Genomic DNA, 25758 nt, shown 5'->3' with positions numbered 1-25758 from the left:
AGGGATTCACAAGCATCATATTTTCATTATTTATTTAAAAGGAATATATTTCCACATAGTACGTGTTGGTGTTATACACATTACTGGAATTTTTTCATTATTGGCTATTAAATAATGGCTCTTGGGAGTGGTAAAGAAACTTCTATAGTCTAATTCTTTTTTAGTTAAATTCAGGATCAAATCGACTCCCCGTTTACGTGAAAAACTAACGATAGAATTATTGAAATCGAAAACACTAAAGCATTCACTCTCGAAACTAATCTTTTCCTTATTCAGGAAATTCTTTGCAAAGGCAACATTCCTGAAAATTTTCTTATTCTGTCCAAATTCTTCAAATTCTGGGTAAACCAAGTAAACTTTAAGCTCAATAAATCGAGCCAAGAATGCAATCCATCTTAATAATAATTTACTCTCTTTTCTTTGGTCAATTGGACAAATAAGTGAAAAAGTGCTTCTTGTTCGCTTTGGTCTCTGAACCACAACGGATGGAATGACCGCTCCTGACAGAACATTTAGAATCGGTGTTCCAATATATTTCTGGATACCTTTAAAACCATCTATCCCAACAAAAATCATAGCTGCTTGATTCTCGTCAGCAGCCTCTTTTAGACCTGAATGAAAACTTCCCACTTTTACAATAGTCCGCACCCGCTTGCCCTTTCTGGCTAAAATATCAGCTGCAATTTTATCGAGTTTGACTTTAGTTTCATATACTAGAGATTCTCTCTTGACAATATATATTAAACAAACATCAAGCTTACTTTTAGATGAATAAAACAAAGCATGATCCAAAGCATACTCAGAAACACCATTAAAATCCCATGGCACAAATATTGTCTTCCCGTTTTCTATCATCTCTTGTATTTTGATAATTTCACTTGAATATTGTCTTACTTAACCATTCTTTTGTAAGAAGTACGTGTTCAAAACAGCCTTAATTTTAACAAAACTTGTTAAAATATTGGACCTTTTTCCAGAACTGACACAAAAGTTGATCAGCATAAATCTAACAAAACAAAAGTGAATATCAAAAATATCATTTAATCTTATTGATTAAATAAACCGCAGTAATTCTCTCACAAATAAAGTATATAGATATGTAACTAAAACAAGAGGATTATGATATTCATATCATAATCCTCTGCTATTTAAAAGCAATCTTATTTATAAGCTCCATATATCCATAAGTCTTTACGAGGATTTACACACAATACTGGAATCTTCTCCTTATTTGCAATTAAGTATTGAATTTTTGAAGCAGAAAACAAATATTGAACCTTGGGTTGACGATTGGTTATGGTTAAAATCAAATCGGCATGTTTTTTCTTTGCATATTGGACAATGGCATTATTGAACCGTTTAGAACTCAACTTCACCTCTTCATATTTCACCCTACAATCACCCAAATAATGTTTAGAGAAATTCACATTCGCTTTAGTCCTGAGAATTCTTGTTTGAGTTTTATATTCAGGATAAACCAATGATATTTTAGCTCCCAAAACTTGAGCAAGATATGCAACCCAATACAAAACCTCTTTACTCTCTTTCCTTGAGTCGATAGGACACACTACAGAGAATTGGGTATGCTTTTCACGAGGAGCTTGTACAATCACAAAAGGAATAGCAGAATCCATTATTATCCTTAACACATGACTGCCTATGTAATTTTGGATCCCCTGAACGCCATGCGTCCCTATAAAAATAACTGCAGCTGAAATTTCTTTGGCAGCAGAGCTCAACCCTTCGGACACATTTCCATGACGAACCATCATTTCGATATGCTTCCCTCTGCTTTGATAAACTTGATCAACGACCTTTTGCAATTCAACTGACACTATATCTGTATCAGATTTTCGTTTGATGATATGCACCAAACAAATCTTCATATTGGTTTGATATGAGTAAAACAAAGCATGATCTAAAGCAAGCTTTGAATATTCCGAAAAATCCCAACCAACAACTATCGCTTTCCCTCTCTCTTTCATCTCCGTAGGATTTAATGTCTCATTACTTTTAAAACCTAAATAAAGATGCCAAACAAAAGCCCTCTTCAAACTTCTTTAAAACTTATAAATCAATCTGTTCAAAAACCCTCATTCCCACTCCTTAAGCTCTGATATATAATTTACTAAGACTATCTCAATTCCCAAGTAACATTTTGACGACGGATTTATGATTTAGTTCAAATTCTTCTATCAAACCATGACAAATTATCTATTGATTACACATTTGCTCTACACTGATCAACTGGTCACCTCTCTTCGATCCAAAAGAAGCAGAAAAGAACCATGAACTATAATTTTGATGAATCTTCAATTCTATTATTCAAAACTCATTAGCAGGCCAATAATTAAGCTTTTGAAAAAAATCTTTCTAATTTTGTCTTTCAAGCTAAAAAAAACAGAATCCATGCCTAAAAAATTCCTCATCATTCGCTTTTCTTCCATTGGCGATATCATTCAATGTATGACTGTTGTTGATGGTATCAAAAACCATTATCCAGACGCTGAAATCCATTGGATTGCCAGAAAAGACATGTCATCCTTTCTAGCTATGGACAATCGCATCACTAAAATTTGGGGGTTCGATAGAAAAGCTGGTTTTAAGGGGCTTTGGAAACAAGCCAAAGAATTGAAGAAAGAGAAATTCGACTATACATTCGATGCTCATAGCAATATTCGCTCTATCGTTTTAAAAACTGTCTTGGTTCCAAGATGGAAGCGTTGGTTTGGTATTGGTCCAAACTACACCCTTCGTAGTAAAGACAGAATCAAACGTATTCTTTTGTTCAAATTTAGAATCGATAAATACCCAATGCCATTCAGAGGAATGCTTTCTTTCAGAAAGCCTCTTCAAAAATGGGGGATTACAGATTTTTCCATCAACAAAACAGATTGGTATTTTCCAGAAGATCTCAAAAAGAAAATTGACTCAAACATTCTTAATTTCAAGAATGAAGATGATTTAAAACTAATCACCCTTGTCCCTTCTGCGGCTTGGCCGATGAAACGCTGGCCAGTTGGGCATTGGCAAAAACTTATCTTAAACCTACCTGAGTACAAATTTATGATATTGGCAGGGCCAGATGATTTATTCTGTAAAGAGATTGAAGATACAGCTCCTAATCGAATTTTGAACCTAATGGGTAAAACCAATCTTTTGGAATCCTGTTATTTAGTCCAAAAATCACAGTTGGTTATTTCTGGGGATACTGGTTTTCTTCATGCAGCTGATAAGTTTGGTATAAAAGCCCTATCCTTAATGGGACCTACAGCCTTTGGTTTTACAAGTGGTGAACAGATTAAAACATTAGAAGTTGATCTAAAGTGTCGCCCCTGTACGAAAGATGGATCAGGAAAATGCTCTCAAAATGTGTATCAAAAGTGCATGGTAGATATTTCTCCAGAATGGGTAGCCAAAGAAGCTTTAGAAATGATTTAAATACAAGTTCAGAGAAAGAGACGTTAAGCAATTGACGTCTTTTTTATTTATACCTATGAAATAACAAGACATAAAAAAAGCTCCGAATAAAAATTCGAAGCTTAAATATTGGTTGTCCCGTAAGGACTCGAACCTTAAATGCCTGGACCAAAACCAGGTGTGTTACCATTACACCACGGGACAATTCCACTGCTCAATTTCCTTAGAGCACTGCAAATGTAAACATTTTTTTCATTGTGCAAATAAAAAAAATATTTTTTTCGAAGCTTAAGGATCTAGGTGCCTAAAAATGACTATTTTCAAGCCTTAAATATTTTTACAAACAAATCATACTGTCAGCTAAACTCGGCAAATGGGAAACAATTCCATGGAAAATATGCCATCTTTGTTTGTCTTAATTCAAAAAACAATAAAAAGAACTCATCGTTCCAATAAATTTTTAATAAAATATGTCCAGAAACAATAAACTATCGAATACAGATTATAGTCGATATAACATTATTCTAGGCTGGTTGGCTTTTGCTATTGCAGCCATTACCTACGCTTTAACCATGGAACCTTCTGCCAGTTTATGGGATTGTGGTGAATTTATTACAACAGCATATGGCTTAGAAGTTGGGCACCCTCCTGGAGCTCCTCTTTTTATGATCTTAGCGCGTTTCTTTTCATTATTCGCTCCCGATCCTTCATACGTGGCTCTCATGGTCAACCTGATGTCTGCTCTTGCTTCGGCATTCACCATCATGTTTTTGTTCTGGACCATCACCCATCTTGCCAAAAAGCTTTTTATAAAAGATGGGGAGATTAGTTTAGCTAATGGACTTGCCGTTTTTGGAGCTGGTATGGTTGGTGCACTCGCTTATACTTTTTCTGATACTTTTTGGTTTTCTGCTGTCGAAGGCGAAGTTTATGCGCTATCCTCACTGTTTACTGCAGTCGTTTTCTGGGCTATTCTAAAATGGGAAAATGTTGCTGATCAGAAATATGCCAATCGATGGATTATCCTGATTGCCTATCTGATGGGACTTTCAATTGGGGTACACCTTCTAAACCTTTTAGCTATTCCGGCAATCATATTTGTTTACTATTTCAAAAAATATGAAACAACCAGAAATGGTGTTCTTGCAGCTTTGGGAATCTCTTTAGTCATTTTAGGTGCTATCATGTATGGGATCATTCCTGGAGTCATAAAAATGGCTTCATGGTTCGAGTTAGCCTTCGTCAATGGAATAGGAGCTCCTTTCAATACAGGTGTTCTAATTTATGGCATTGCCATGATCGCTCTTGTTGTATGGACCATTAACTATTCAATTAAGCACAATAAAGTCATATTAAATACCATTGTCACTTCATTTGTTGTGATCATGATTGGGTATTCTTCATTTGCCATGATCGTTATCCGTTCTTCGGCTAACCCTCCAATGGATGAGAATAACCCAGACAATGTTTTTGCCCTATTATCTTATTTGAATCGTGAGCAATATGGCGATAGGCCACTTGTGTTTGGAGAATACTATAATGCCCCAGTCAACGATGTGAAATACACAACTCCTGTCTATATTCAGAAGGGTGATAAATATGTGATTGCTTCTCGCAAGCCTGCTTACGAATTTGATTCTCGATTTAAAACGATTTTCCCTCGTATGTATAGCTCGAATGCCGGCCATATAAGTGATTACGAATATTGGGGAGGTATCTCAAAAAACAATCCGATCACAGTTGATAATGGGAATGGTCCTGAAACCATATACAAACCAAGTTTCGGGAATAACCTTAGCTTCTTTTTCCGCTATCAGTTCAATCACATGTATTGGCGTTATTTCATGTGGAATTTTGCTGGCCGTCAAAACGATATTCAAAATCATGGTGGAATTCGACATGGTAACTGGATATCAGGTATTCAATTTTTAGATGAAATGCGACTGGGGAATCAGGATAAATTATATTCAGAACTGAAAAATAAAAAATCTAGAAATACCTTATTCTTTCTTCCTTTCATTTTAGGTTTAATTGGTATTTTCTTTCAACTAAATGCCGGCAAAGAAGGCAAAAAGGATTTCTGGGTTGTTATGCTACTCTTCCTACTGACCGGATTAGCTATTGTGGTTTATCTAAATCAATCCCCACATCAGCCGCGTGAGCGTGACTACGCTTATGCTGGATCGTTCTATGCCTTTGCCATTTGGATTGGTTTTGGTGTATTGGGTCTTTATAACTTCCTGCAAAAGAAAATGCCAGCACTGGCATCTGCAGGTATGGTTACTCTTATTTGTCTTGTTGCAGTTCCGGGCCTTATGGCTCAACAAAACTGGGACGATCACGACAGAGGTGGACGTTATGCTACCTTAGCATACGCCGAGAACTATTTAAACTCGTGCGCTCCTAATGCAATTCTATTCACTTATGGGGATAACGACACCTTCCCTCTTTGGTATGCACAAGAAGTTGAAGGCATCCGTCGTGACATTCGTATTGTCAACATCAGCTTATTAGCTGGAGATTGGTACATCAATCAAATGCGGAGAAAGGCTTATGATTCTGATCCTGTCCCTATGAGTCTAAGTGCTGAAAAGGTAGAACCAGGTGTTCGAGATCAAATTCCTGTAATGGATCGTTTGGAAAAAGCTGAAGAACTCGCTAAACTAATAGAGTTTGTTGGTAGTGACAATAAGCGTACTCGCCTTGAAACTCAATCGGGTAAAATGATGGATTATTTCCCAGGGAAAAATATCTATTTACCTGTTGATACAGATAAGGTACTTAAAAATGGTACCGTTCAAAAAGAAGATGCTGACCTTATAGTTGATCGATTAGAATGGACATTGAAAACCAACTACCTCTATAAAAATAGCATGATGATTCTTGATATCATCGCATCGAATGAATGGGAACGGCCTATCTACTTCTCAATTGGAATGGGACCTGAAAACTATTTAGGTCTTGAAAAATATTTCCAGTTGGAAGGAGCAACATATCGTTTGGTTCCAATAGAAGCTGAAAATTCTTATGGAGAGTATGGTCGTATCAACACAGATCTTCTTTACGATAACATGATGAATAAGTTTGAATATGGTCGTATCAAAGAACCAGATGTGTATATGGATCAATTCCACATCATCACATGCGGTATCATGTCATTCCGTTCGAATCATGTGCGTTTAGCAGCTCAGTTAAATGATGAAAACAAACCCGAAAAAGCAGCTAAGGTTTTGGATAGATGCATGGAAGAACTCCCAATCGAAAAACTTCCTATCGACTATTCATTGGTTGGTTTTATTCAAGAATATTACCGTGCAGGTGCTACTGAGAAAGCGAATGAATTGCTTCTGCAGATTGCCGAAAACTCATATGAAAAGATGGAATACTTCCTTTCTCTTGAACCGGTATACTTCGCTAGTATTGAAACTGAACAACAAAGAGAAATCAGAATTGTTCAAATGCTACTAGGACTTGCAGAATCAGGTGGTCAGGATGATATCAAAGATAAAATCCAACGAGACTTTGAAAGTTTATTTGAGACTTTCACTCGAAATGGAGGAAAGAACAAATAGGATAAAGGCTGCGAATTTCGCAGCCTTTTCTTTTTTTAATTGAAATATTTCAAACCACAGATTACACTAATTTCACAGATGAAATTGACTATTCTATAAAAACTCAACTCTGCCTTTAAGCACTCATAATTATCTAAACTCTTTGTTCTTTTCATGCAATATCCTAATTCAATCGAAGAGTTCATATAATTTCTTATTTTTATTCAACAAACGAATCATGTAACCTATTGTAATCACATGAAAAAAAATAAACGAATTCTATTAGCCATTGCCATCCTTGGCTTAAGTTATTTTATCTACGATATAAGTGTTAAGCTTCCAGTTGTAACTGGCTATTCTGCAAAAGATGTTTGCTCTGGTATTTTCATTGCAAACAGAAGCTTAGAATCCTTACAAAATAATGATATCAACTACTCATTTATGAGTAAAACCAGTATCAAAGTTGATGAAAATGAGAAATCGGTCACAGCTAGCATATTCGGTTTATTCCCACGCAAAGCGATTTATAGGGATGCATTGGGCTGCTGTATAACGAAAGGTTACAATGCGGATGAATTAAAACAGCAGGCTTTTAAAAGGCCACATATCGACAATATCCCTTTAGATACTCAGATTGACAGCATCAAGGATGAAATCGCTTTTGATCTTTTGAATTTTGCTCTCGATTCCGTTTTCAAACATGAAGAAAGAACCCGGGGTGTTGTGGTACTTTACAAGAATAAGCTGATTGCTGAGCGATATGGTGATGGTTTTAATCAGTCAACACCGCTTTTGGGTTGGTCCATGAACAAAAGCATTATCAATGCGCTTGTGGGGATTCTGAAAAAACAAAATCGACTTGATCTTGAAGACAAGAACCTGTTTAATGAGTGGGAAAAGGATGATAGAAAAAACATTAGTCTAAACAATTTGATGCATATGAGCAGCGGATTGGATTGGAACGAAGGCTATGGAGGCTTGTCTGATGTCACGAAGATGCTATACAAAGCAGGTACTGCTTCAGGTTATGCCATGGCTAAACAATTCTCTGTGAAACCAGATTCCACTTGGATTTATTCATCAGGCACAACAAATATCATCAGTCAATACCTTCGTAACAAAATTAATAATGATGAAGAATATCACCATTTCCCTTACGAGGAATTGTTCAAGAAAATTGGCGCACCTTCATTTTATTTCGAGACTGATGCCGAAGGAACATTTGTAGGCTCATCTTTTGGTTATGCCACTACTCGAGACTGGGCTAAGTTTGGTTTACTCTACTTAAATGATGGAATACAAAACGGAGAACGTATTTTTCCAGAAGGTTGGGTAGAATATTCACACACACCTGCTAAGGCTTCAAATGGCAAGTATGGCGCTCAATTCTGGCTGAATCCCGATTCTGAAATCGATGAATACAATTGTGTCGGTCATCATGGTCAACTGATATCTATTATTCCATCGAAAGATCTGGTTATTGTCCGCCTTGGCTTATCCATCGACAAGCGATTCGACACCAATAAGTTTATTCAGAACGTTGTGAGTTCGATAAAAGAATAAACTGAACTACTAAATAATTAGGTCGTGATATCACGGCCTTTTTTTATACATCCACTTTGACTTATTCTAAAAAATAGATCTGAAGACTTCTCCAACAGTCTGTAAAGTAAATTGTATTAATGGGTAAAAAGCAAAAAAGAATAAGGAGATGGATAAAATAATATCGATTCGAATCCATTTTCTTTTACTTATAAATGCTTGACTATCTACCCTGAGTGATATTAATCGATAAAGAAATTGAAAACAGAAGAATGCAAAGATATTAAGGGCATATGGGTTAAACTGATTAGCCAGGCTAACTTGTCCTCTTACAAGAGCTGAAAAAGCTCTGGACAATCCCAAGGAGGGACTTGCATTGCATGTTATATCCGTATAGATAGAAGGGATTATATGCCTGCCATTCTCAGGTAAAAAAAGACAGGAGTAAATGAACACCAGTCCAATTACTCCTGCAAATATGATATTGATGATTCTATAGGAATCAATTTCTTTCATCTGACTTATTCTTTCTCAATATGAATCTTAATTTTCATTGAATCGGTCTGAATATGGATTGTTTCGTCAATTTTAATACTATCCAATTGCATCTCCAATTTATTCAATTCATCTTGTAAATCAGTGTTACAAGAATTTGTCCCGCGAACAACTTCTTCAATCACATCCTCAACCATACCTTCAATTTGATCTTCGTCAAGAGAGGCAATGCCCACAAAGACGAACAACCAAAGGCAGGCAATTAAGGTTCCAAAAGCAGAAATCACCAAGGCTGCAATATTAATTCCTCTGGCCCCATTACCCTTATTGGCTTGAACAAGGCCAACTATTGATAGGACAATCGCAATAACACCAGGCCCAATTGCAATAACACCCACGCAAGGAATAAAAGCCAACAACAAACTTAAGATACCTAGAACTAAACCAGCTACACCTAAGCCATGACCTGCATTTGTTTTAATCTTTTCCATATCAACTCTTTTTGTTCTAATTTGTTAGAATCCTGATAAAGATAATAAGTTTTTCCTGTGTCTAAAACTCAGAAGTGAAATACAAAATAAAAAAGACCCTCAATTTCTTGAGAGTCCTTTCACCGTTTCGCTAATTTATTTGAAAATTTAATATAAATCAATTTGATATGGGATTCTAGCTTGTACACCACCCATATTCATAATATCTTTTGTCTTTTCGTAATACTGATAATTAACACCCAGCTCACTCTTGAGAATTTGCATCTTCACATTACCTGTAAAGTCATCAATCAAGGCTTGGAATGGGTCTTTTTCTTTAGGTAAAGAAGTTAATCGGTACTCATCGATACCAGCCTTTTCTTTTGCAATTGCAATAGCTGTCTCAAGACCACCTAAAACATCAACCAAGCCAGATTTTTGTGCATCAATAGCATTCCAAACACGGCCTTGTGCAACTTCATGAATCTCTTCTACAGTCTTATGACGTCCAGTAGCAACTCGGCTTAGGAAAGTATCGTAACCATCGTTAAGAAACTCCTGAAGAATCTGACGTTCTTGCTCATTGAACTTACGAGATGAAAATGGCATAAATGGAATCGGGTAACCTCCTCCAAAAGATGAAAACTTATGTGTACCAATAGGATCTGTAGTTAAACCTAGCTTATTCTTAATCAAATCCTCACCTGAGAAGAATAAACCGTAAATACCAATAGAACCCGTTATTGTATTTGGATCAGCCACGATTGTATCAGCAGCACATGCGATATAATAGCCTCCCGAAGCAGCAACATTACCCATAGAGGCAATAACTGGCTTTGTTTGTCTAGCTAGGTCAACCTCTCTCCAGATAATGTCTGAAATTAAAGCACTACCTCCTGGTGAATTGATACGTAAAACAATCGCTTTAACTGTCGTATCTTTTCTAGCCTCACGAATAGTTTGAGCTAATTCTGGACCAATTGCTGTTGATGATTGTTCAAAACCAATAGCTCCGGTTGCATAAACAACCGCGATCTTATCTTTTGAATATTTTTTATTTACGTTTGGAGCCTTAGTATACTTGTCAATACCAATCGTGTTTAATTTTTTGCTCGATTTTATTCCTACAAGATCTTTTAGCTTAGCTTCCATTTCATCTTCGTAAATAATACCATCAATAAGCTTATAATCCAATGCATGCTGAGGCTTGCGCACAGCCAGTTCATTGGTTAATTTATTGAACGCTTCAACAGTAATATCACGCTCCTGAGCAATACCCACTGCCATTTGATTCCACATGGCTGAAGTGTAAGCTAAATTCTGCTCGCGTGAAGCCTCACTCATCTTCTCAAGGAAATAAGGTTCTGTTGCCGATTTGTATTTACCAACACGAACAACCTGAGCTTCAACACCAATTTTCTTTAGGAAATTCTTATAAAAAGTCATTTCACCACCCATACCTGTAAACCAGATATTACCAAGTGGATTAATAAAGATACTATCAGACACAGAAGCTAAATAGTACGCTTTTTGAGAAAATCCCATATTATTATAAGCCACTATAAACTTACCTGAAGTTTTAAACTCTTTCAGTTTAGTGCGGATCTCCTGAGCTACGGCATAACCTCCAAAACTTGAAGAAATATCACTAACATTCAGATAAATACCTTTGATTTTATCATCCGCTTTAGCTTTCTCAATACACTCGAGAATATTATCTAACCCCAATTTTGGTTGAGGCTTCATTTTCATGAAATCAAAACCATCCATAGGGTTATCTGAGCCTCTATCCATAATCTCTTTATTCAAAGTGATTTCAAGAACAGAATTATTCTTTACAGTAACAGGCTTATCACCACTAGCAACTATCGCTCCTATTATTCCCATACCAATAAATAGCAGTAGAATACTGCCGATGATAAAGGCTAAGAGAGAGGCAAAAGTGATTTTAAAAAAATTCTTCATAAACGTTTAATTTGAAAATTAGTTTTCTTTTGGTCGGTTAGTTTAAATTTAAGATTCGAAATCAATAGAAAGTATTAATCTGATTCTCATAACAAATATATCTATTTTGTAAATGAAGACGATTAATAAGACTTATTTTTCGATGTATATTTTGCTGAGTAAGATTTCTTTAGTTTTTTTGCCGTTCAAACAGATAATTTATGACTAGAATCTATTTTTTATTAGGTGGTAATATTGGAAATCGTGAAGAATTATTGTCTGAAGCAGTCAGAAAGATGACAAATCAGATCGGTGAATTCGTTCATGCTTCGTCTCTTTACGAAACTGAACCTTGGGGTTTCACCCACGAACAGAATTTTCTAAACCAGGTTATTGCTTTCGATTCAAATTTATCTGCCCTAGAGATACTAAATAGAACCCAAGCTATAGAGAAGGAATTAGGTCGCGTTCGCAAAACCACACAGTACTGCGAACGAACCATTGATATTGACATCTTGTTCTATGGTGATGAATTAATAGAAAATGACAGACTATCTGTTCCTCATCCTAGAATTCATGAACGATCATTTGCGCTTTTCCCTCTAGAAGAACTCATACCTGATTTTATACACCCTGTATTAAAAAAGAGCATCAAAACGCTTAAAAAAGAATGCACAGATGAACTAAAAGTCAAAAAATTCAATTAATTATAAGTGGCTCTGGCGTAATCTAAAGCATGGTTGAATGAATCGAATATATGATCTTCACCAATCTTAGAGATCAAATTGTACTTTTCCATATCCATTAATACAGATTCGTTTACGCCTGAGAGAATAATCTTAACATTGGAATTCTGAAGTGAATTGATCACAGCCTTAAAGTTGTGAAAGCCCGTTGCATCTATAAAAGGAACATGTCGCATTCGAATCACTATGGTTTTACTCTTTAAGCCAATTTGCTGAATCAACTGAGCATACTGCTTAGCGGATGCAAAAAAGAAAGGACCACTAATCTCGTAAACCGATATATCCTTAGGCAAATCGCTATAATCTTCAATTAAATCTACATTCACATCTTTTTGAATCTGTTCGCCTTTGTCGGCCATTCTCTTCATAAAAAGAACTGCTGACAGCACCACACCAACTTCAATAGCAATCGTTAAATCAACCAAAACAGTCAAGAAGAATGTTGTTAGAAGAACAAGAATATCAAAACCCGAACTTTTTAGAATAGATCGGAAAACACGCCACTCACTCATGTTGTAAGAAACAACAATCAATACACCAGCCAGACAGGACATCGGGATCAGTTTTGCCCACTTCCCAAAGAAAAGCATAATCAGTAGTAAGGTCAACGCGTGGACAATACCCGCGATAGGACTTCTGCCACCATTTTTAATATTCGTGGCTGTACGTGCAATAGCTCCAGTCGCTGGAATTCCACCAAAGAAAGGTGTTACTATATTCGCAATTCCCTGTGCTATCAATTCGGTATTCGAACGATGATTACCTCCTATCATACCATCAGCAACAACCGCAGATAATAAAGACTCTATAGCTCCAAGCAAAGCAATTGTAATGGCAGGAGCAATATATTGACTTAAGTTTGCCCACTCGATAGCTGGAAAACTGATACTAATCGTAGTTGGAATCTCCCCAAAGAATGACTCAATGGTTGTAACAGGAAGGTCGAATAATTGTACGGCTACTGTTATTGCGATAATCGCAATAAATGAACCAGGTATCTTACTCGTTATTTTCTTTGAATAAACACTAATTAAAATGGTAGCTACAGTTAAAATTAAAGCTGTTGTATTTAAAGTATGAATCTGTGTAAAATATAATTCCCATTTTGCCAGAAAATCAGAGGGGACTTTATCGATATCCAATCCAAAAGCATCTTTAATCTGAGTTGAAAAGATTACCAAAGCGATACCACTTGTGAAACCAACAATCAAGGGATGTGGAAAATATTTAAGCAGCGTTCCCAATTTTAGGCAACCAAATATCACCAAAAGGACACCTGCCATAATGGTTGAAATAATCAAGCCTCCAACGCCATGAGTTTCAACAATACCATAAACAATAACAATAAATGCACCTGTAGGTCCACCAATCTGTACACGACTTCCTCCCAAAAATGAAATGAGTAAACCTGCTACAATTGCCGTTATCAAACCCTTATCTGGCGACACACCCGAAGCAACAGCAAAAGCAATGGCAAGTGGAAGTGCCACAATACCAACAACAATACCAGCCATGACATCATTCGAAATTTGCTTTTTATCAATTCCAGCTTTTAAAAGGCTAAACAGTTTGGGGTTAAATAATTTTGACATGGTGTGTTTATTTGATTTTAAGGCAGCAAAATTAGTCATATTCAAAGCACATTATTCTCGAAATGATATGTTCTTTAGACTATATTCGGTCAGAATCTGGGTACAAAAAAAGCTCCGAATAAAAATTCGAAGCTTAAATATTGGTTGTCCCGTAAGGACTCGAACCTTAAATGCCTGGACCAAAACCAGGTGTGTTACCATTACACCACGGGACAATCACTTTGTCGGTCATTTCTGACTAAGACGCTGCAAATATATGAGATTTTTCTTTTTCAACAAAGCCTCACGCAGGAAAAAAAACGTTTTTTTTCAGCATTGTTTTGTATCTTACTGAGTGTAAAATATTTTGAGTCAAACAAAAAAAAATAATTGCTTGATATGGATAGCCTAAGTGGAAAATGGCTCTATGAAGAAGATTACAGCTATGGGAAAGCCAAAGGTGAACTCTTTCTCAAGCAGATAGGGAAACGGCTTATTGGCAAGATCATCTTTCTAGAAAATATTGATTCATCTAATTCTGTGATGGTTCAAGAGTTTGTCGAAGGTGAAATTAATGGTAGTCAAGTTATTTTACAAGCGACGGAATACGATATTATCCATTCAGATCAAAGCATTTTTTATGAACTCGACTGCTGGAAAGGTGTGTTATTAAACGAATTTACTATCGAGGGAGAAAGTCTAGACAATCAAGGCATTTACGGGAGTTTTATTTTTCAGAAAGTCCAATAAATCTGTCTTTTAAAATCTAGCTACTTCCCTGCGGGACGCTAATTCAAACTAAATTAATAAGAATAGAGCAGGTAACTCATTTCTAAAAAGCTAATCCACAAAAAAATACTATTTTTGTTGAATAATTAAGACCGATATCTTTCAGGATTATAACTGACAAGTCAAATCGTCTATCAATAAGCAAGATCAGTGAGAAGTGCGATTCAGCCTTTTCAAAAAACATAACAAACTGTGAAAGAAGGATTAGTCATAAAATCAACAGGTAGTTGGTATACCGTTAAAACCGATGATGGAGAAGTTCACGACTGTAGAATCAAAGGTCGTTTTCGTATGGATGGAATCCGCACAACCAATCCAATCTCGGTAGGTGATATGGTTGAATTTAATCAGGATAAAGATTCAAATGTCATTGTAAAAATCCACGACAGAAAAAATTATATTATCCGTAAATCAACTAATCTTTCAAAAAGTAGTCAGATTATTGCAGCTAATATCGATCACGCTTTCTTAATTGTGACTGTTAACTACCCACTTACTACAAGTACTTTTATCGATCGTTTTTTGGCAGCTGCTGAAGCCTACAATATTCCTGTAAACCTAGTTTTTAACAAGGTTGATCGTTATAGAGAAAAAGACCTTGTGCAATTACAAGAACTTAAAAACATCTACCAGAACATTGGTTATAAGTGTTTCGAAGTTTCAGCCAAAACTGGCTTAAACATGGATGTGCTTAAAGAAGAGATGAAAGGTAAAATCAACCTTCTTTCAGGGCACTCGGGTGTTGGAAAATCAACATTAATCAATCTTATCCAGCCAGGTTTAGACCTTAAAACGGGTGAAATCTCAGAATCACATTCTTCAGGTAGACACACGACAACTTTTTCAGAGATGTTCGAGCTTGATTTCAGTGGCTACATTATTGATACACCAGGAATTCGAGGATTCGGCACATTTGATATGAAAAAAGAAGAGATGTTTCACTTCTTTCCTGAAATTTTCAGAACTTCTAAACATTGTCAATTTCACAATTGCACGCATATGCACGAACCTAAATGTGCTGTTAAGAAAGCTGTTGAGAATGGGGAAATTGCAGAATCTCGCTACGATAGCTATTGGGGCATGATGTCTGAAGACGAAGAATTAAAATACCGATAGGCTTAAGCATAGGAATATTTAACAAAAGTTAAATTCTAAAACTGGGCTTCACGCCTCTTTGAGTTTAGGCTAAATCCTTATATCTTGAACCTTTATTTCTTTAACCCAACACTTAAAAAATATGCGTTCACACGAAATCGATTATAAAATTTATGGTAACGACATTCAATTGGTTGAGATTGAATTAGACCCAAACGAAACTGTAATTGCTGAAGCTGGAGCCATGACTTATATGGAAGAAGGTATTCAGTTTGAAGCTAAAATGGGAGATGGATCGGAACCTGAAGCTGGCTTGTTTGGCAAGTTATTATCGGCAGGTTCACGTATGATTACAGGTGAATCACTTTTCCTGACTCACTTTACTCATAGAGGTTATGGAAAAGCAAAAGTTGCCTTTTCAGCACCATACCCAGGTACTATTATGCCAATTGATTTAAAGCAATCTGGAGGAACATTAATTGTTCAGAAAGACGGTTTCCTTTGTGCAGCTCTTGGAACCAAGGTTAGTATTGCTTTCAATAAAAAATTAGGAGCGACTTTCTTTGGTGGTGAAGGATTTATCCTACAAAAACTTCAAGGCGATGGGAAAGCCTTTGTGCATGCAGGAGGTACAGTAATTGAGAAACAATTAAATAACCAAACCTTAAGAGTTGATACAGGTTGTGTCGTCGCTTTTGAAGAAGGCATTGAATTTTCAATTGAAAAAGCTGGAGGTTTAAAATCGATGGTTTTCGGTGGTGAAGGTCTATTTTTAGCAACTCTACGTGGGACAGGTAAGGTTTATCTGCAATCTATGCCAATTAGAAAACTGATTCAAGCTATCTCTCCTATGGGCAGTAACACCAGAAAAGGTAGCAGTTCAATATTAGGCGAATTCCTTGAAGGCTAAGACTTCGATTCACAAATAGATTAAGCACACCCACATATACTTATTTATAATCCCGCTCCTCAACAACTGAGGACGGGACAATTTTTATCTAAAAACATGGTCATTAAATTATCAGCACAAGACTTTCTTGAAAAAGGAAAAACAATTCCAATGATAGACGTAAGAACGCCTGCTGAATTTGAACAAGGGCACATTCCTGGTGCTGTTAACATTCCAATTTTCACTAACGAAGAACGTGCTCAGGTCGGAACGAAATACAAGCGTTCAAGTAAAGATGCTGCGGTTCTTTTAGGTTTAGAATTGGTTGGACCAAAATTATCTGTGTTTGTTAAAAGAGCAAAAAAAATAGCCGTTAATGGTGAAGTCTTAATACATTGTTGGCGAGGTGGAATGCGATCTGGTAGTATGGCTTGGCTATTCGAAACAGCAGGTCTTAAACCCAGCCTACTTGTTGGTGGCTATAAAGCTTATCGCCATTACATACGTGAATCTTTTTCCTGGCCTACAAATTTGGTGGTCATTGGTGGTTATACAGGTAGCGGTAAAACAGAAGTTTTACACAAACTAAGCGATCTGGGCGAACAAGTTCTCGATCTTGAGGGAATTGCAAATCACAAGGGTTCTGCATTTGGAGCCCTAGGACAGGACGATCAACCAACAACGGAGCATTTTGAGAATTTATTAGGTCAAGCCTGGTTGGAATTCGATCATTCTAAGCCAATCTGGACCGAAGACGAGAGTCATGCAGTTGGATCTGTATGGATTAACGACCCGCTTTTTGCTCAAATGAGAAAGGCTCCGCTTTTAGCCATCATTGTTCCAAAATCGGAGCGTATCAAACGTCTGGTAAAGGAATACGCTTGTTTCGACATTGATTTACTTAAACAGATGTGCAAGAAGATAGAAAAACGCTTGGGAGGCTTAAAGGTTAAAAAAGCCTTCGATAGTTTAGAACTGGGTGATTATGCTACAGTTGCCGATATCACACTAGATTACTACGATAAAGCATATGGACACGGTCTTGATACAAGAACCACACAAGAGGTTTACAGAATAGAGATTGAAAAGGATGAGCCGGAACAAAACGCCAGATACCTTATCGAATATCTACAAAAGCTTAAATAGATAAGTCAAGGACATAAAGAGAGACTGATACAATAATAAAACACAAATGCTGTTTTCATTGTATCAGTCTTTTTTTTTGATGCTAATAAAGAACAGTACAATAAATAATTAGCATCTTTAAATGAAATTTATTTCGAAATCGAAAAAGACCCTCAGCAAGAAAACAACTAATAGATGAATATCTTTTTAAAAAAACGCCAATGGAAGATTGGCTTTCTACTCTTTGCAGGATTCATCGTGCTGGGCTCCATATTTTACACCAGTAGCTTGGTTAAAGAATTGGCTAAGGAAGAAGAGAAAAAGGTGAAATTGTGGGCAGAAGCATTGGCTAGCATCGATTCCGATTTAAATCATGATAGCCGATTATTATTAAAGATCCTCGAACAAAATGAAACCATTCCAATTATTCTTACCAACGAGGAAAATGAGATCATTGATCATCGTAATCTTAAGTTTTCCAGAAAAGATAGTATTGCAGAGCTGCGTAGTGAATTAGAGAAAATGAAGAGTAGTGGTTTGAGCTTCGAAATAGAGCTTTATGGTGTAAAAACTATCCTTTATTACGACGATTCCAGCCTTTTAAAACAACTAGCACTCTACCCATTTATTCAACTGGGTTTAATTGCTTTTTTGGTTCTTCTTGCCTATCTCGTATTCACTATAAGTAAAAAGGCCGAACAAGATCAGGTATGGGTCGGTATGTCGAAGGAAACAGCTCATCAACTAGGCACTCCAATAAGCTCACTTCTTGCCTGGATGGAATTGCTTAAAGATTCAGATATTGACAAAAGCTTAACTCAGGAAATGGGCAAAGATGTAGAACGACTGGAAGTAATTGCTGAGAGATTCTCTAAAATCGGTTCTAGACCTGTGCTGGTTTCCAACGATATCAAACAGATATTAGAAGAAAGTATCAACTACCTTAAAAAAAGATCATCCAATAAAATTGAGTTTTCCGTTAATATTGGAGAATCTATAGATTGCAAAACGAGATTAAATAAGGAACTCTTTTCATGGGTTATTGAAAACACAACTAAGAATGCCATCGATGCCATGAGCGGTGCAGGCCGATTGAGTTTTGACCTAAGAAAATTACAAAATAATTTATGCTTAGATATCTGCGATACAGGCAAAGGCATACACAAGAAGCAATATCGTGCCATATTCGAACCAGGCTATACCACCAAGAAGCGCGGATGGGGTTTAGGTCTTTCACTTGCTAAGCGAATCATCGAAGAATATCATGGTGGAAAAATATTTGTTCATCGCTCTGAACTGGGCAAAGGCAGCTGCATTCGAATACTATTGCCTACAAATTAGCGCTTTTGCTTATTAAAACTGCTTAAAAAATTTTTGAATCGGTAATTTCTACCTATTTTTGCACCCCATTTGAGAGAGAAGAAACCTCTATCTAGGAGTTCAAATTTCAATCAAATGACTATAATAAATCCATTAAACTGAACATTAAGCCATTTCGGCTAAATCTCTTTAGTCAAAAATCCATACTTTTTGAGAAAAAAGATGTTCGAGTTTGAGGATAGCTATTAGAAATTATATACTTTTGCAAAGTTTTATTTGAGCATTTTGGATTATTTAGCAAAATACACGATTCCTTTCAAAGGATTAAAAGACGACAGTCATGAATTCGAATTCACGGTTGACGAAAAATTCTTTGAGCATTTTCAATTCGATAATGACTTCCAAGGTAGTATTTCTGTAAAAGCAACGCTTTTAAAGAAAACCCTTGTGATGACACTCGATATAGAGATTGCAGGAGAAATTGACGTGGCTTGCGATCGTTGTTTAGATCGTTTCCCATTTCAAGTAAAAGGAGAGTCTTCTCTTTTTATTAAATTTGGTGAAAAACACGAAGAGTTGGCTGATGACGTAGTTGTTGTGCCAGAATCTGAAAATGAAATTGAAATTGCTCAATACATTTACGAGTTAATCTTGTTGAGTTTCCCTATCAACTTTATCCATCCGGATGACGAAGATGGTTTCAGCACTTGCAACGAAGAAATGATGCAAAAACTAGAAGACCACTCGGAAAAAGAAGAAATTGATCCGAGATGGAATGAATTAAAAAAATTGATTGATAATAAATAGTTTAATAGGTTGAAAAATGGCACATCCAAAACACAGAACATCGAAGCAGAGAAGAAATAAGAGAAGAACTCATATTAAAGCTACTCCTGCTACTTTAGCATCTTGCTCAAACTGTGGAGCAACTACTAAATATCACACTGTTTGCCCTGAGTGCGGATACTATAGAGGTAAATTAGCGATTGAAAAAGAAGTTACAGCATAACCTAATTCTTTCGGATAAGGTTTAACGCAATAGTAAATTTGCTCCTTAGAATACTCTTTGGAGCAATTTTTCTTATTAGTATTTTTGTGGTTAATTCTTTTATCCCCTATGATTGTGGGCTTTGCAATTGATAGTCATTTTGATTATAATTGTAGGCTATTTTGATCAAAAGAATAATAAGTAAGCATAGTAATGACAAAGATAAACGCAGTAATTACGGGAGTTGGGGCTTATCTTCCTGACTATATTCTTACCAATGAAGAACTGAGCACCATGGTTGATACAACCGATGAGTGGATCATGACCCGAATTGGTATTAAAGAAAGAAGAATTCTTAAAGGCGAAGGAAAAGGGACCTCCGATTTGGGAGCTAAAGCAATTGAAGAATTGCTTAAGAAAACCAATACCTCTCCAGAAGAAGTTGATTTGGTGATTTGCGCTACAGTAACACCGGATATGCAATTCCCTGCTACAGCAAACATTATTAGCGATAAATTAGGCATAAACAATGCTTTTAGTTTCGATTTGAATGCGGGTTGTTCAGGTTTCCTTTTTGCTTTAGCTACTGGTTCTAAATACATCCAATCGGGAATGTATAAGAAAGTAGTCATTGTTGGAGCGGAAAAGATGTCTTCAATTGTAGATTATACCGATCGTCAGACCTGCGCTATTTTTGGCGACGGTGCAGCAGCGGTTCTTCTTGAACCTACTACTGAGAACATCGGTTTAATTGATGAGATGTTGCATACTCAAGGTTTTGGACGCAAGCACTTGCACCAAAAAGCCGGAGGGTCATGCAAACCTGCAAGTCACGAAACGGTTGATAACCGTGAGCACTTCATCTACCAGGAAGGTAACCACGTTTTCAAACACGCGGTGTCTAACATGGCGGATGTATCTGTTGAAATGATGGAAAAACACAACATGTCTGCAGAAGATTTGGCATGGTTGGTTCCTCATCAGGCAAACAATCGCATTATCGAAGCCACTGCCAAGCGCATGGGCTTAGCTAAAGAGAAAGTGATGATCAATATTGAAAAATATGGCAACACGACTTCAGCGACAATTCCATTGTGTTTATGGGAATGGGAAAACCAACTAAAAAAAGGCGATAACATTATCCTATCAGGATTTGGTGCCGGTTTTACTTGGGGTTCAATCTTCCTTAAATGGGGATACGATCCTAAATAAACCCAATCTATACCATATACAAAAAGGACTTCCAATTAGGAAGTCCTTTTTTTATTACCATAAATATAGGGTGATCTAAGCGACAAGAACACTCTATTAACAGTTACTAAATATGGCAAATATCTAGTATCTTGAAATTAAGAAACCGCTTCTTCAGCAACAACTTCTTCTTTAACTTCTTCAACTACGGGTACAACTTTGGTTTTAACAGCAACTGCAGCCTTTGGTTTGCGAACAAGTTTTATAATATGTGTAAACATGTAATCCTCACTCTTCTGTTTATTATCCTTCATCACAAGCTTTCCCGTTTTCGAGATATCAGATAAAAACTTCCAAAGCTTATCAAACTCAATATGATTATTCGAAACCAATTCTTTCTTCTCTCTTATTTTCTCTTCCTGACGCAAATTTAAATCATAAGCTTTCTTAGTCATTTGGGCAAGCTCGTTTCCAAGCGCCTCTTTATATCCTCTGGCTTTTAAAGCTTCAAGATTATTAGCGATATTTTGCTCAACTACTTTTACCTTGGCACAGTAACCTTCAACATTTCTTTTTTTAATTTCTTTTTTGGCTTGTTTCACGCCAATGTCAGCAGCTTTTATATTTAAAGCCTTATTTGCCCGTTGCGCATAAGCAGTAATCAAATCGAGTTTGGGTATAACACCGTCAATACATTCGTACAGATCTGCTGTGGTTTTCTTGATTTCGGCCGTTAGCATAGGTGCCTGAGTCAGATCATTCACCTTTTTAATCTGATTACTTACCTCATTTAGGAATTCATCGTTGTACTCAGCTGAAAAATCTTCGAAGGCACTACGATCTCTTGTAAACATTTGCAATAGAATCTCTCCCACTATAGGAAGCTCTTCCTGTCTAAACTTAAAAAAAGTACTCATCTTTTAATGATTAGTTTGATTTATACTATGATGATTAAAATAATTCCAATCTAAATCCTAGTCTCAATCTCCCCCTACCAACAGGTCACTTTATATTCCTTCTCCTTAAGAAGCTACTATATCTCAATAATTTTGAGTTTTTGTGCATTCCCTTAAAGGTTTTCCACATTCCCCTGATCGTTTCTTGCATTCCCCTAAAGGTTTTCCTTATTCCCCTGATCGTTTCTTGCATTCCCCTAAAGGTTTTCCTCATTCCCCCGATCGTTTCTTACACTCCCTTGTTCTATTATTGCTTGCCCTTTCACAATTTCAACTTTCCCCTGAACAACTTTTTCCTGTCTAAGCTTAAGTTTTCCTTTTTTCTTTTAAAAATAAAGAAACGAAGAGTTAAGAACTCCTCGATTCTTCACAAGCAACCAACTTATTTAACTAAAATCACATCCTAATTTAATTAAATATTATTAAATACGTCAATTTTTATGCTGGAATTTCTCACTATTCGATTTCGAAGACCCTCATTTCTATACGATTGAACAACAACGACAGGCTATCCATTAAAAACTACACCTGAAAAAAAGATTTTTCAAATTGTAAAATAAATGATAGATAACGATATTGTAATTATAAGGAAAGTTGGAATGAATGGGTCAGAATTGATCATCCTATATTGAATCTAAAACAAAACTTCCGCAGATAGGATAATGATCGGAATAACGCTTGCGTATACGTTCGTATTTGGTACAGCGTATACCATTTGAATAAAGAAGGTAGTCGATACGAAATGAAGGGAAATCACCAGAGTAGGTTGTACTTATACCTTGGCCTTTCTCAACAAAAGCATCATTCATATCCTTTGATAATTGATGATAAGTATACGAATTAGGCGTATCGTTAAAATCACCACAAACAAATGTAGGATTTGGCGATTGCTTAATGTGCTCCTTAATCTGAAGAGCTTGTTCAGCTCTTCGGGCAAAGGCAAGGCTCAAACGTAATGAAATATCCTTAATCTCATTCAAGTCTTCTTCGTTGCCCTGGTATTCATCTTTCGTGATAAACTTATAGTTCTTACCTACAAAACGATTTGATTCCAGATGAAGGTTATAAACTCGAAACAGTTTATCATTGAACGAAATATCAACAAAAATTGCTTTACACAAATGCTCGTTTCCAAAGGATAAACTTGCTTTTTTAGCAATTGGGTGTTTCGAAAAAATAGCAACACCACCCTTAATATTGCTATAATGCACATACTTCATCCCCAATTCCTTCTTAAGATTGGTCAGAGATAAAAAACCATTAGAGGTACTTCGGTATTCTTGCAAGCAGATCACATCTGGCTCTTGAGAGTTAATCAACTTGACAATATTATGAGGCGTATTAGGGTCTTTAGTCCACTTATATCGATCGAATGAACGTACGTTATACGATAAGATATTTAATTGCTCAGAATCAGCCAAAATAGTCTTATCACCTCCACTTAGCTGAAAGAAGTCACTTAAATTACCATAACCAATAAGAATGATGATAAGAGGCAGAAGAAAACTCCACTTACGACGAAACATCCAATACAGAACAAAAAGAAGGTTAATAACCAGAAGATAAGGAAACGCCAAACCGAAAAAGGCAGGAAAACCAATTGTTCCTGGATTTATATAAGCTGCAGAATAAGATATCAGAAGCGCTCCTGAGAAAATCAGGCTAAAAACGACCAGTCCTTTGTGCAGTATTTTCTTCAATTAAATCTGTTATTAGTTCACTGTTTTTTAGTTGAAAGTACTTAGAGTGCCTTGTAAGTACCCATAAATACTTTGTAACTTTAAGTACTTATTCATCTTTACTCGACTTAAAGAGGATTTCCTTCTCTTCTTTAGATAAACTATCGTAACCCGATTTAGATATTTTTTCAAGAATCTCATTCAGATCTTCCTGTCTTTGCTTCTTTTGTTTATTGTAGGTTTTATCGTCCGTTGTGCGAGCTTTTTTATGAGTCACCTTCATCTTCTTGTTAGACTTAAACCAAGAAAAAACGGTATCCATCATCTGATTAAAACCCGAAGATATATCCTTCCCTTTACGTAATTGACTAATAAACAACCAACCGTAAAAAGCACCACCTAAGTGAGCCAAATGTCCACCTGCATTACCTTGTGGTAATTGAATAATATCAATTAAAATAAAGACAAGAGCAATATATTTGAGCTTAACTGGCCCAATGAATACTAAATTTACAATATAATTTGGGGAATAACTAACAGTAGCAAACACAACAGCCATAACCGATGCAGATGCTCCCAGAGCAACAGCAAAAGGTAAACTTTCTTGAAATACAGGGAAAATATTAAAAGCCAGAACAAAAATCGAAGCCCCTGTTAAACCTCCTAATAAATAGATACTCAGCAATTTCTTCTGATCGAGAAAATTCAGGAAAATTTGCCCAAACCAATACAAATAAAGCATATTGAATAGGATATGAAAAAATCCTTCATGCAGAAACATATAAGTAAATACAGTCCAAGGACGATATATCAGTTCTGAAGTGTCAGCAGGTAGAATTAACCAATTCAACACAAAATTCCCTTCGGTAGGAGCTAAACCAAAAAGAAAAACAACAACAGCAGCTATTTTCACCAGTAAAAACACAGCCAAGTTGATATAAATTAACTTGCTAAGATTACTCCCCTCTTTGAAAGAATTCTTAATGCCTGCCCAAATACTTTGATGAGAATAGGATTGATATGGATTGTTGAAATTCATTATTTTTTCGGATATCAAATGAGTCACTAAAAAGCCAATAGAAAATGTCACTAACTTTTTAAATGAACGTGTATTGTTGATTTATCGTATCGCTATCTACTAATAAAAACGATTGGAATGTTTGTTCCAGTATTTTATCAGGATAAAACCAAAGAGCATACCGCCGAGGTGAGCAAAGTGAGCTACACCATCGGATGAATACATAAACCCTGAATAAAGTTCAATGGCTCCATACCCCATTACAAAATATTTTGCTTTGATTGGGATGGGTAGAAATAGTAACATCAATTCGGTATTGGGGAAAAGCATACCAAAAGCCAGAAGAATACCAAATACGGCTCCCGAAGCTCCAACTGTTGTTACATTAATACTTTCAGTAATTGCTCGACGAGCAATCTCAATACCCTGATTGGCATAAGCTATACTATCCGGATTATCAGCCCACTTATCAGCAAATTCATAAACCCAAGACGGTGGTCGTCCCAAACTATCTTTAATAATAGCTGAAAATAATTCTGGAGTTGGTGTGTTCGAGAACGCTGTAAAAGCCTTCATTACTGAAGCATAATCTAACCATAAAACAAAGGTATGCAAGGCTGCTGCACCAAGTCCGGTTAGCATATAGTACAACAAAAATCGCTTAGGTCCCCAAACAGATTCCAATACACGACCGAACATGAATAGAGCAAACATATTAAAAAACAAGTGAGTAATGTTGGCATGCATAAACATATGCGTGACAAACTGAAACGGCATAAAATACTCCGATGCAAAAAAGTGTAAACCTAATATTTTGCTTAAATCAACGCCAGTTTGTTGCAAAACCCAAGTCCCTAAAAGCATCAGCGCATTTATTATCAGGAGGTTTTTAACGACTGGAGGCAGATTTAATAATGACGATTTAAAATTACTCATATCAATATTTTTAGATAGTGCTTAAATTTCCAG

At 36.2% G+C, this 25758-nt stretch carries 22 protein-coding genes and 2 tRNA genes; 12 read left to right on the top strand and 12 right to left on the bottom strand.

Going from position 1 to position 25758, the window contains the following annotated elements:
* Nucleotides 1-30: 30 nt before the first annotated feature.
* Nucleotides 31-855 (bottom strand): universal stress protein, encoded by an 825-nt coding sequence (locus DWB61_RS01150; protein ID WP_125029058.1) that lies wholly within the window; start codon nucleotides 853-855, stop codon nucleotides 31-33.
* Between the two features lie 305 nt (nucleotides 856-1160).
* Nucleotides 1161-1985: a universal stress protein gene (locus DWB61_RS01145; RefSeq protein WP_125029057.1), complete on the bottom strand. Its 825-nt coding sequence runs from the start codon at nucleotides 1983-1985 to the stop codon at nucleotides 1161-1163.
* A gap of 424 nt (nucleotides 1986-2409) precedes the next feature.
* Here DWB61_RS01145 and DWB61_RS01140 point away from each other — a divergent pair, with 424 nt between their 5' ends.
* On the top strand, nucleotides 2410-3441 hold the full coding sequence (locus tag DWB61_RS01140) for a glycosyltransferase family 9 protein (RefSeq protein ID WP_125029056.1): 1032 nt from the start codon (nucleotides 2410-2412) through the stop codon (nucleotides 3439-3441).
* Nucleotides 3442-3550: 109 nt separating this feature from the next.
* On the opposite strand, the gene DWB61_RS01135 is transcribed toward DWB61_RS01140, so the two are convergent.
* Nucleotides 3551-3624 (bottom strand) — tRNA-Gln (locus tag DWB61_RS01135).
* Nucleotides 3625-3890: 266 nt separating this feature from the next.
* Between DWB61_RS01135 and DWB61_RS01130 the strand changes: the two genes are divergently transcribed.
* Both DWB61_RS01130 and DWB61_RS01125 read left to right on the top strand, forming a co-directional pair.
* Nucleotides 3891-6992, top strand: coding sequence for a glycosyltransferase family 117 protein (locus DWB61_RS01130; RefSeq protein ID WP_125029055.1), 3102 nt, complete (start codon nucleotides 3891-3893; stop codon nucleotides 6990-6992).
* Nucleotides 6993-7229: 237 nt separating this feature from the next.
* The gene (locus DWB61_RS01125; RefSeq protein ID WP_125029054.1) at nucleotides 7230-8534 is read left to right on the top strand and encodes a serine hydrolase domain-containing protein; all 1305 of its coding nucleotides are present in this window, start codon (nucleotides 7230-7232) and stop codon (nucleotides 8532-8534) included.
* 66 nt (nucleotides 8535-8600) lie between these two features.
* On the opposite strand, the gene DWB61_RS01120 is transcribed toward DWB61_RS01125, so the two are convergent.
* The 3 genes from DWB61_RS01120 to sppA all read right to left on the bottom strand — a co-directional run bounded on the left by DWB61_RS01120 (nucleotide 8601) and on the right by sppA (nucleotide 11443).
* Nucleotides 8601-9029, bottom strand: a complete 429-nt coding sequence (locus DWB61_RS01120) for a hypothetical protein (RefSeq protein WP_125029053.1) — start codon at nucleotides 9027-9029, stop codon at nucleotides 8601-8603.
* A 5-nt stretch (nucleotides 9030-9034) separates the two neighbouring features.
* The gene (locus tag DWB61_RS01115; protein WP_125029052.1) at nucleotides 9035-9499 is read right to left on the bottom strand and encodes a hypothetical protein; all 465 of its coding nucleotides are present in this window, start codon (nucleotides 9497-9499) and stop codon (nucleotides 9035-9037) included.
* Between the two features lie 147 nt (nucleotides 9500-9646).
* Nucleotides 9647-11443 (bottom strand): signal peptide peptidase SppA, encoded by a 1797-nt coding sequence (gene sppA, locus DWB61_RS01110; protein WP_125029050.1) that lies wholly within the window; start codon nucleotides 11441-11443, stop codon nucleotides 9647-9649.
* A gap of 200 nt (nucleotides 11444-11643) precedes the next feature.
* Here sppA and folK point away from each other — a divergent pair, with 200 nt between their 5' ends.
* Nucleotides 11644-12129, top strand: a complete 486-nt coding sequence (folK, locus tag DWB61_RS01105; RefSeq protein ID WP_125029048.1) for a 2-amino-4-hydroxy-6-hydroxymethyldihydropteridine diphosphokinase — start codon at nucleotides 11644-11646, stop codon at nucleotides 12127-12129.
* Here the strand turns inward: folK and DWB61_RS01100 are convergent.
* Nucleotides 12126-13760 (bottom strand): SulP family inorganic anion transporter, encoded by a 1635-nt coding sequence (locus DWB61_RS01100; protein ID WP_125029046.1) that lies wholly within the window; start codon nucleotides 13758-13760, stop codon nucleotides 12126-12128. The genes folK and DWB61_RS01100 overlap by 4 nt on opposite strands.
* 141 nt (nucleotides 13761-13901) lie before the next feature.
* A tRNA-Gln gene (locus DWB61_RS01095) sits at nucleotides 13902-13975 on the bottom strand.
* A 163-nt stretch (nucleotides 13976-14138) separates the two neighbouring features.
* On the opposite strand from DWB61_RS01095, the gene DWB61_RS01090 reads away from it, so the two are divergent.
* The 8 genes from DWB61_RS01090 to DWB61_RS01055 all read left to right on the top strand — a co-directional run bounded on the left by DWB61_RS01090 (nucleotide 14139) and on the right by DWB61_RS01055 (nucleotide 21157).
* Nucleotides 14139-14489, top strand: a complete 351-nt coding sequence (locus DWB61_RS01090; protein WP_125029044.1) for a hypothetical protein — start codon at nucleotides 14139-14141, stop codon at nucleotides 14487-14489.
* Between the two features lie 231 nt (nucleotides 14490-14720).
* On the top strand, nucleotides 14721-15644 hold the full coding sequence (rsgA, locus tag DWB61_RS01085; protein WP_125029042.1) for a ribosome small subunit-dependent GTPase A: 924 nt from the start codon (nucleotides 14721-14723) through the stop codon (nucleotides 15642-15644).
* A gap of 121 nt (nucleotides 15645-15765) precedes the next feature.
* Entirely contained in the window at nucleotides 15766-16533 is a 768-nt protein-coding gene (locus tag DWB61_RS01080) for a TIGR00266 family protein (RefSeq protein WP_125029041.1), read from the top strand.
* Nucleotides 16534-16629: 96 nt separating this feature from the next.
* Complete coding sequence (gene mnmH, locus DWB61_RS01075; RefSeq protein WP_125029039.1) at nucleotides 16630-17658, top strand: tRNA 2-selenouridine(34) synthase MnmH; 1029 nt, start codon at nucleotides 16630-16632, stop codon at nucleotides 17656-17658.
* A 174-nt stretch (nucleotides 17659-17832) separates the two neighbouring features.
* On the top strand, nucleotides 17833-18978 hold the full coding sequence (locus DWB61_RS01070; RefSeq protein WP_125029038.1) for a sensor histidine kinase: 1146 nt from the start codon (nucleotides 17833-17835) through the stop codon (nucleotides 18976-18978).
* 264 nt (nucleotides 18979-19242) lie between these two features.
* On the top strand, nucleotides 19243-19764 hold the full coding sequence (locus DWB61_RS01065) for a YceD family protein (RefSeq protein ID WP_125029036.1): 522 nt from the start codon (nucleotides 19243-19245) through the stop codon (nucleotides 19762-19764).
* Nucleotides 19765-19780: 16 nt separating this feature from the next.
* The gene (gene rpmF, locus DWB61_RS01060; RefSeq protein ID WP_125029034.1) at nucleotides 19781-19966 is read left to right on the top strand and encodes a 50S ribosomal protein L32; all 186 of its coding nucleotides are present in this window, start codon (nucleotides 19781-19783) and stop codon (nucleotides 19964-19966) included.
* Between the two features lie 192 nt (nucleotides 19967-20158).
* Complete coding sequence (locus DWB61_RS01055; RefSeq protein WP_125029032.1) at nucleotides 20159-21157, top strand: beta-ketoacyl-ACP synthase III; 999 nt, start codon at nucleotides 20159-20161, stop codon at nucleotides 21155-21157.
* A 137-nt stretch (nucleotides 21158-21294) separates the two neighbouring features.
* On the opposite strand, the gene DWB61_RS01050 is transcribed toward DWB61_RS01055, so the two are convergent.
* The 4 genes from DWB61_RS01050 to DWB61_RS01035 form a co-directional block, all read right to left on the bottom strand.
* The gene (locus DWB61_RS01050; protein WP_125029030.1) at nucleotides 21295-22053 is read right to left on the bottom strand and encodes a hypothetical protein; all 759 of its coding nucleotides are present in this window, start codon (nucleotides 22051-22053) and stop codon (nucleotides 21295-21297) included.
* 662 nt (nucleotides 22054-22715) lie between these two features.
* Nucleotides 22716-23792 carry an endonuclease/exonuclease/phosphatase family protein gene (locus tag DWB61_RS01045; protein ID WP_125029028.1) on the bottom strand — a complete coding sequence of 359 codons (1077 nt, stop codon included), beginning with the start codon at nucleotides 23790-23792 and terminating at the stop codon, nucleotides 22716-22718.
* An 88-nt stretch (nucleotides 23793-23880) separates the two neighbouring features.
* Nucleotides 23881-24810 carry a rhomboid family protein gene (locus DWB61_RS01040; protein WP_125029026.1) on the bottom strand — a complete coding sequence of 310 codons (930 nt, stop codon included), beginning with the start codon at nucleotides 24808-24810 and terminating at the stop codon, nucleotides 23881-23883.
* Nucleotides 24811-24909: 99 nt separating this feature from the next.
* A complete protein-coding gene (locus tag DWB61_RS01035) occupies nucleotides 24910-25725 on the bottom strand; it encodes a rhomboid family intramembrane serine protease (protein ID WP_125029024.1) in 816 nt (271 codons plus the stop codon).
* Between the last annotated feature and the right edge of the window lie 33 nt (nucleotides 25726-25758).

This window comes from Ancylomarina euxina (assembly GCF_003863355.1).
Classification (GTDB): domain Bacteria; phylum Bacteroidota; class Bacteroidia; order Bacteroidales; family Marinifilaceae; genus Ancylomarina; species Ancylomarina euxinus.
Note: the sequence above shows the minus strand (reverse complement) of the source record. Positions and strands in the feature narration are given on the sequence as shown.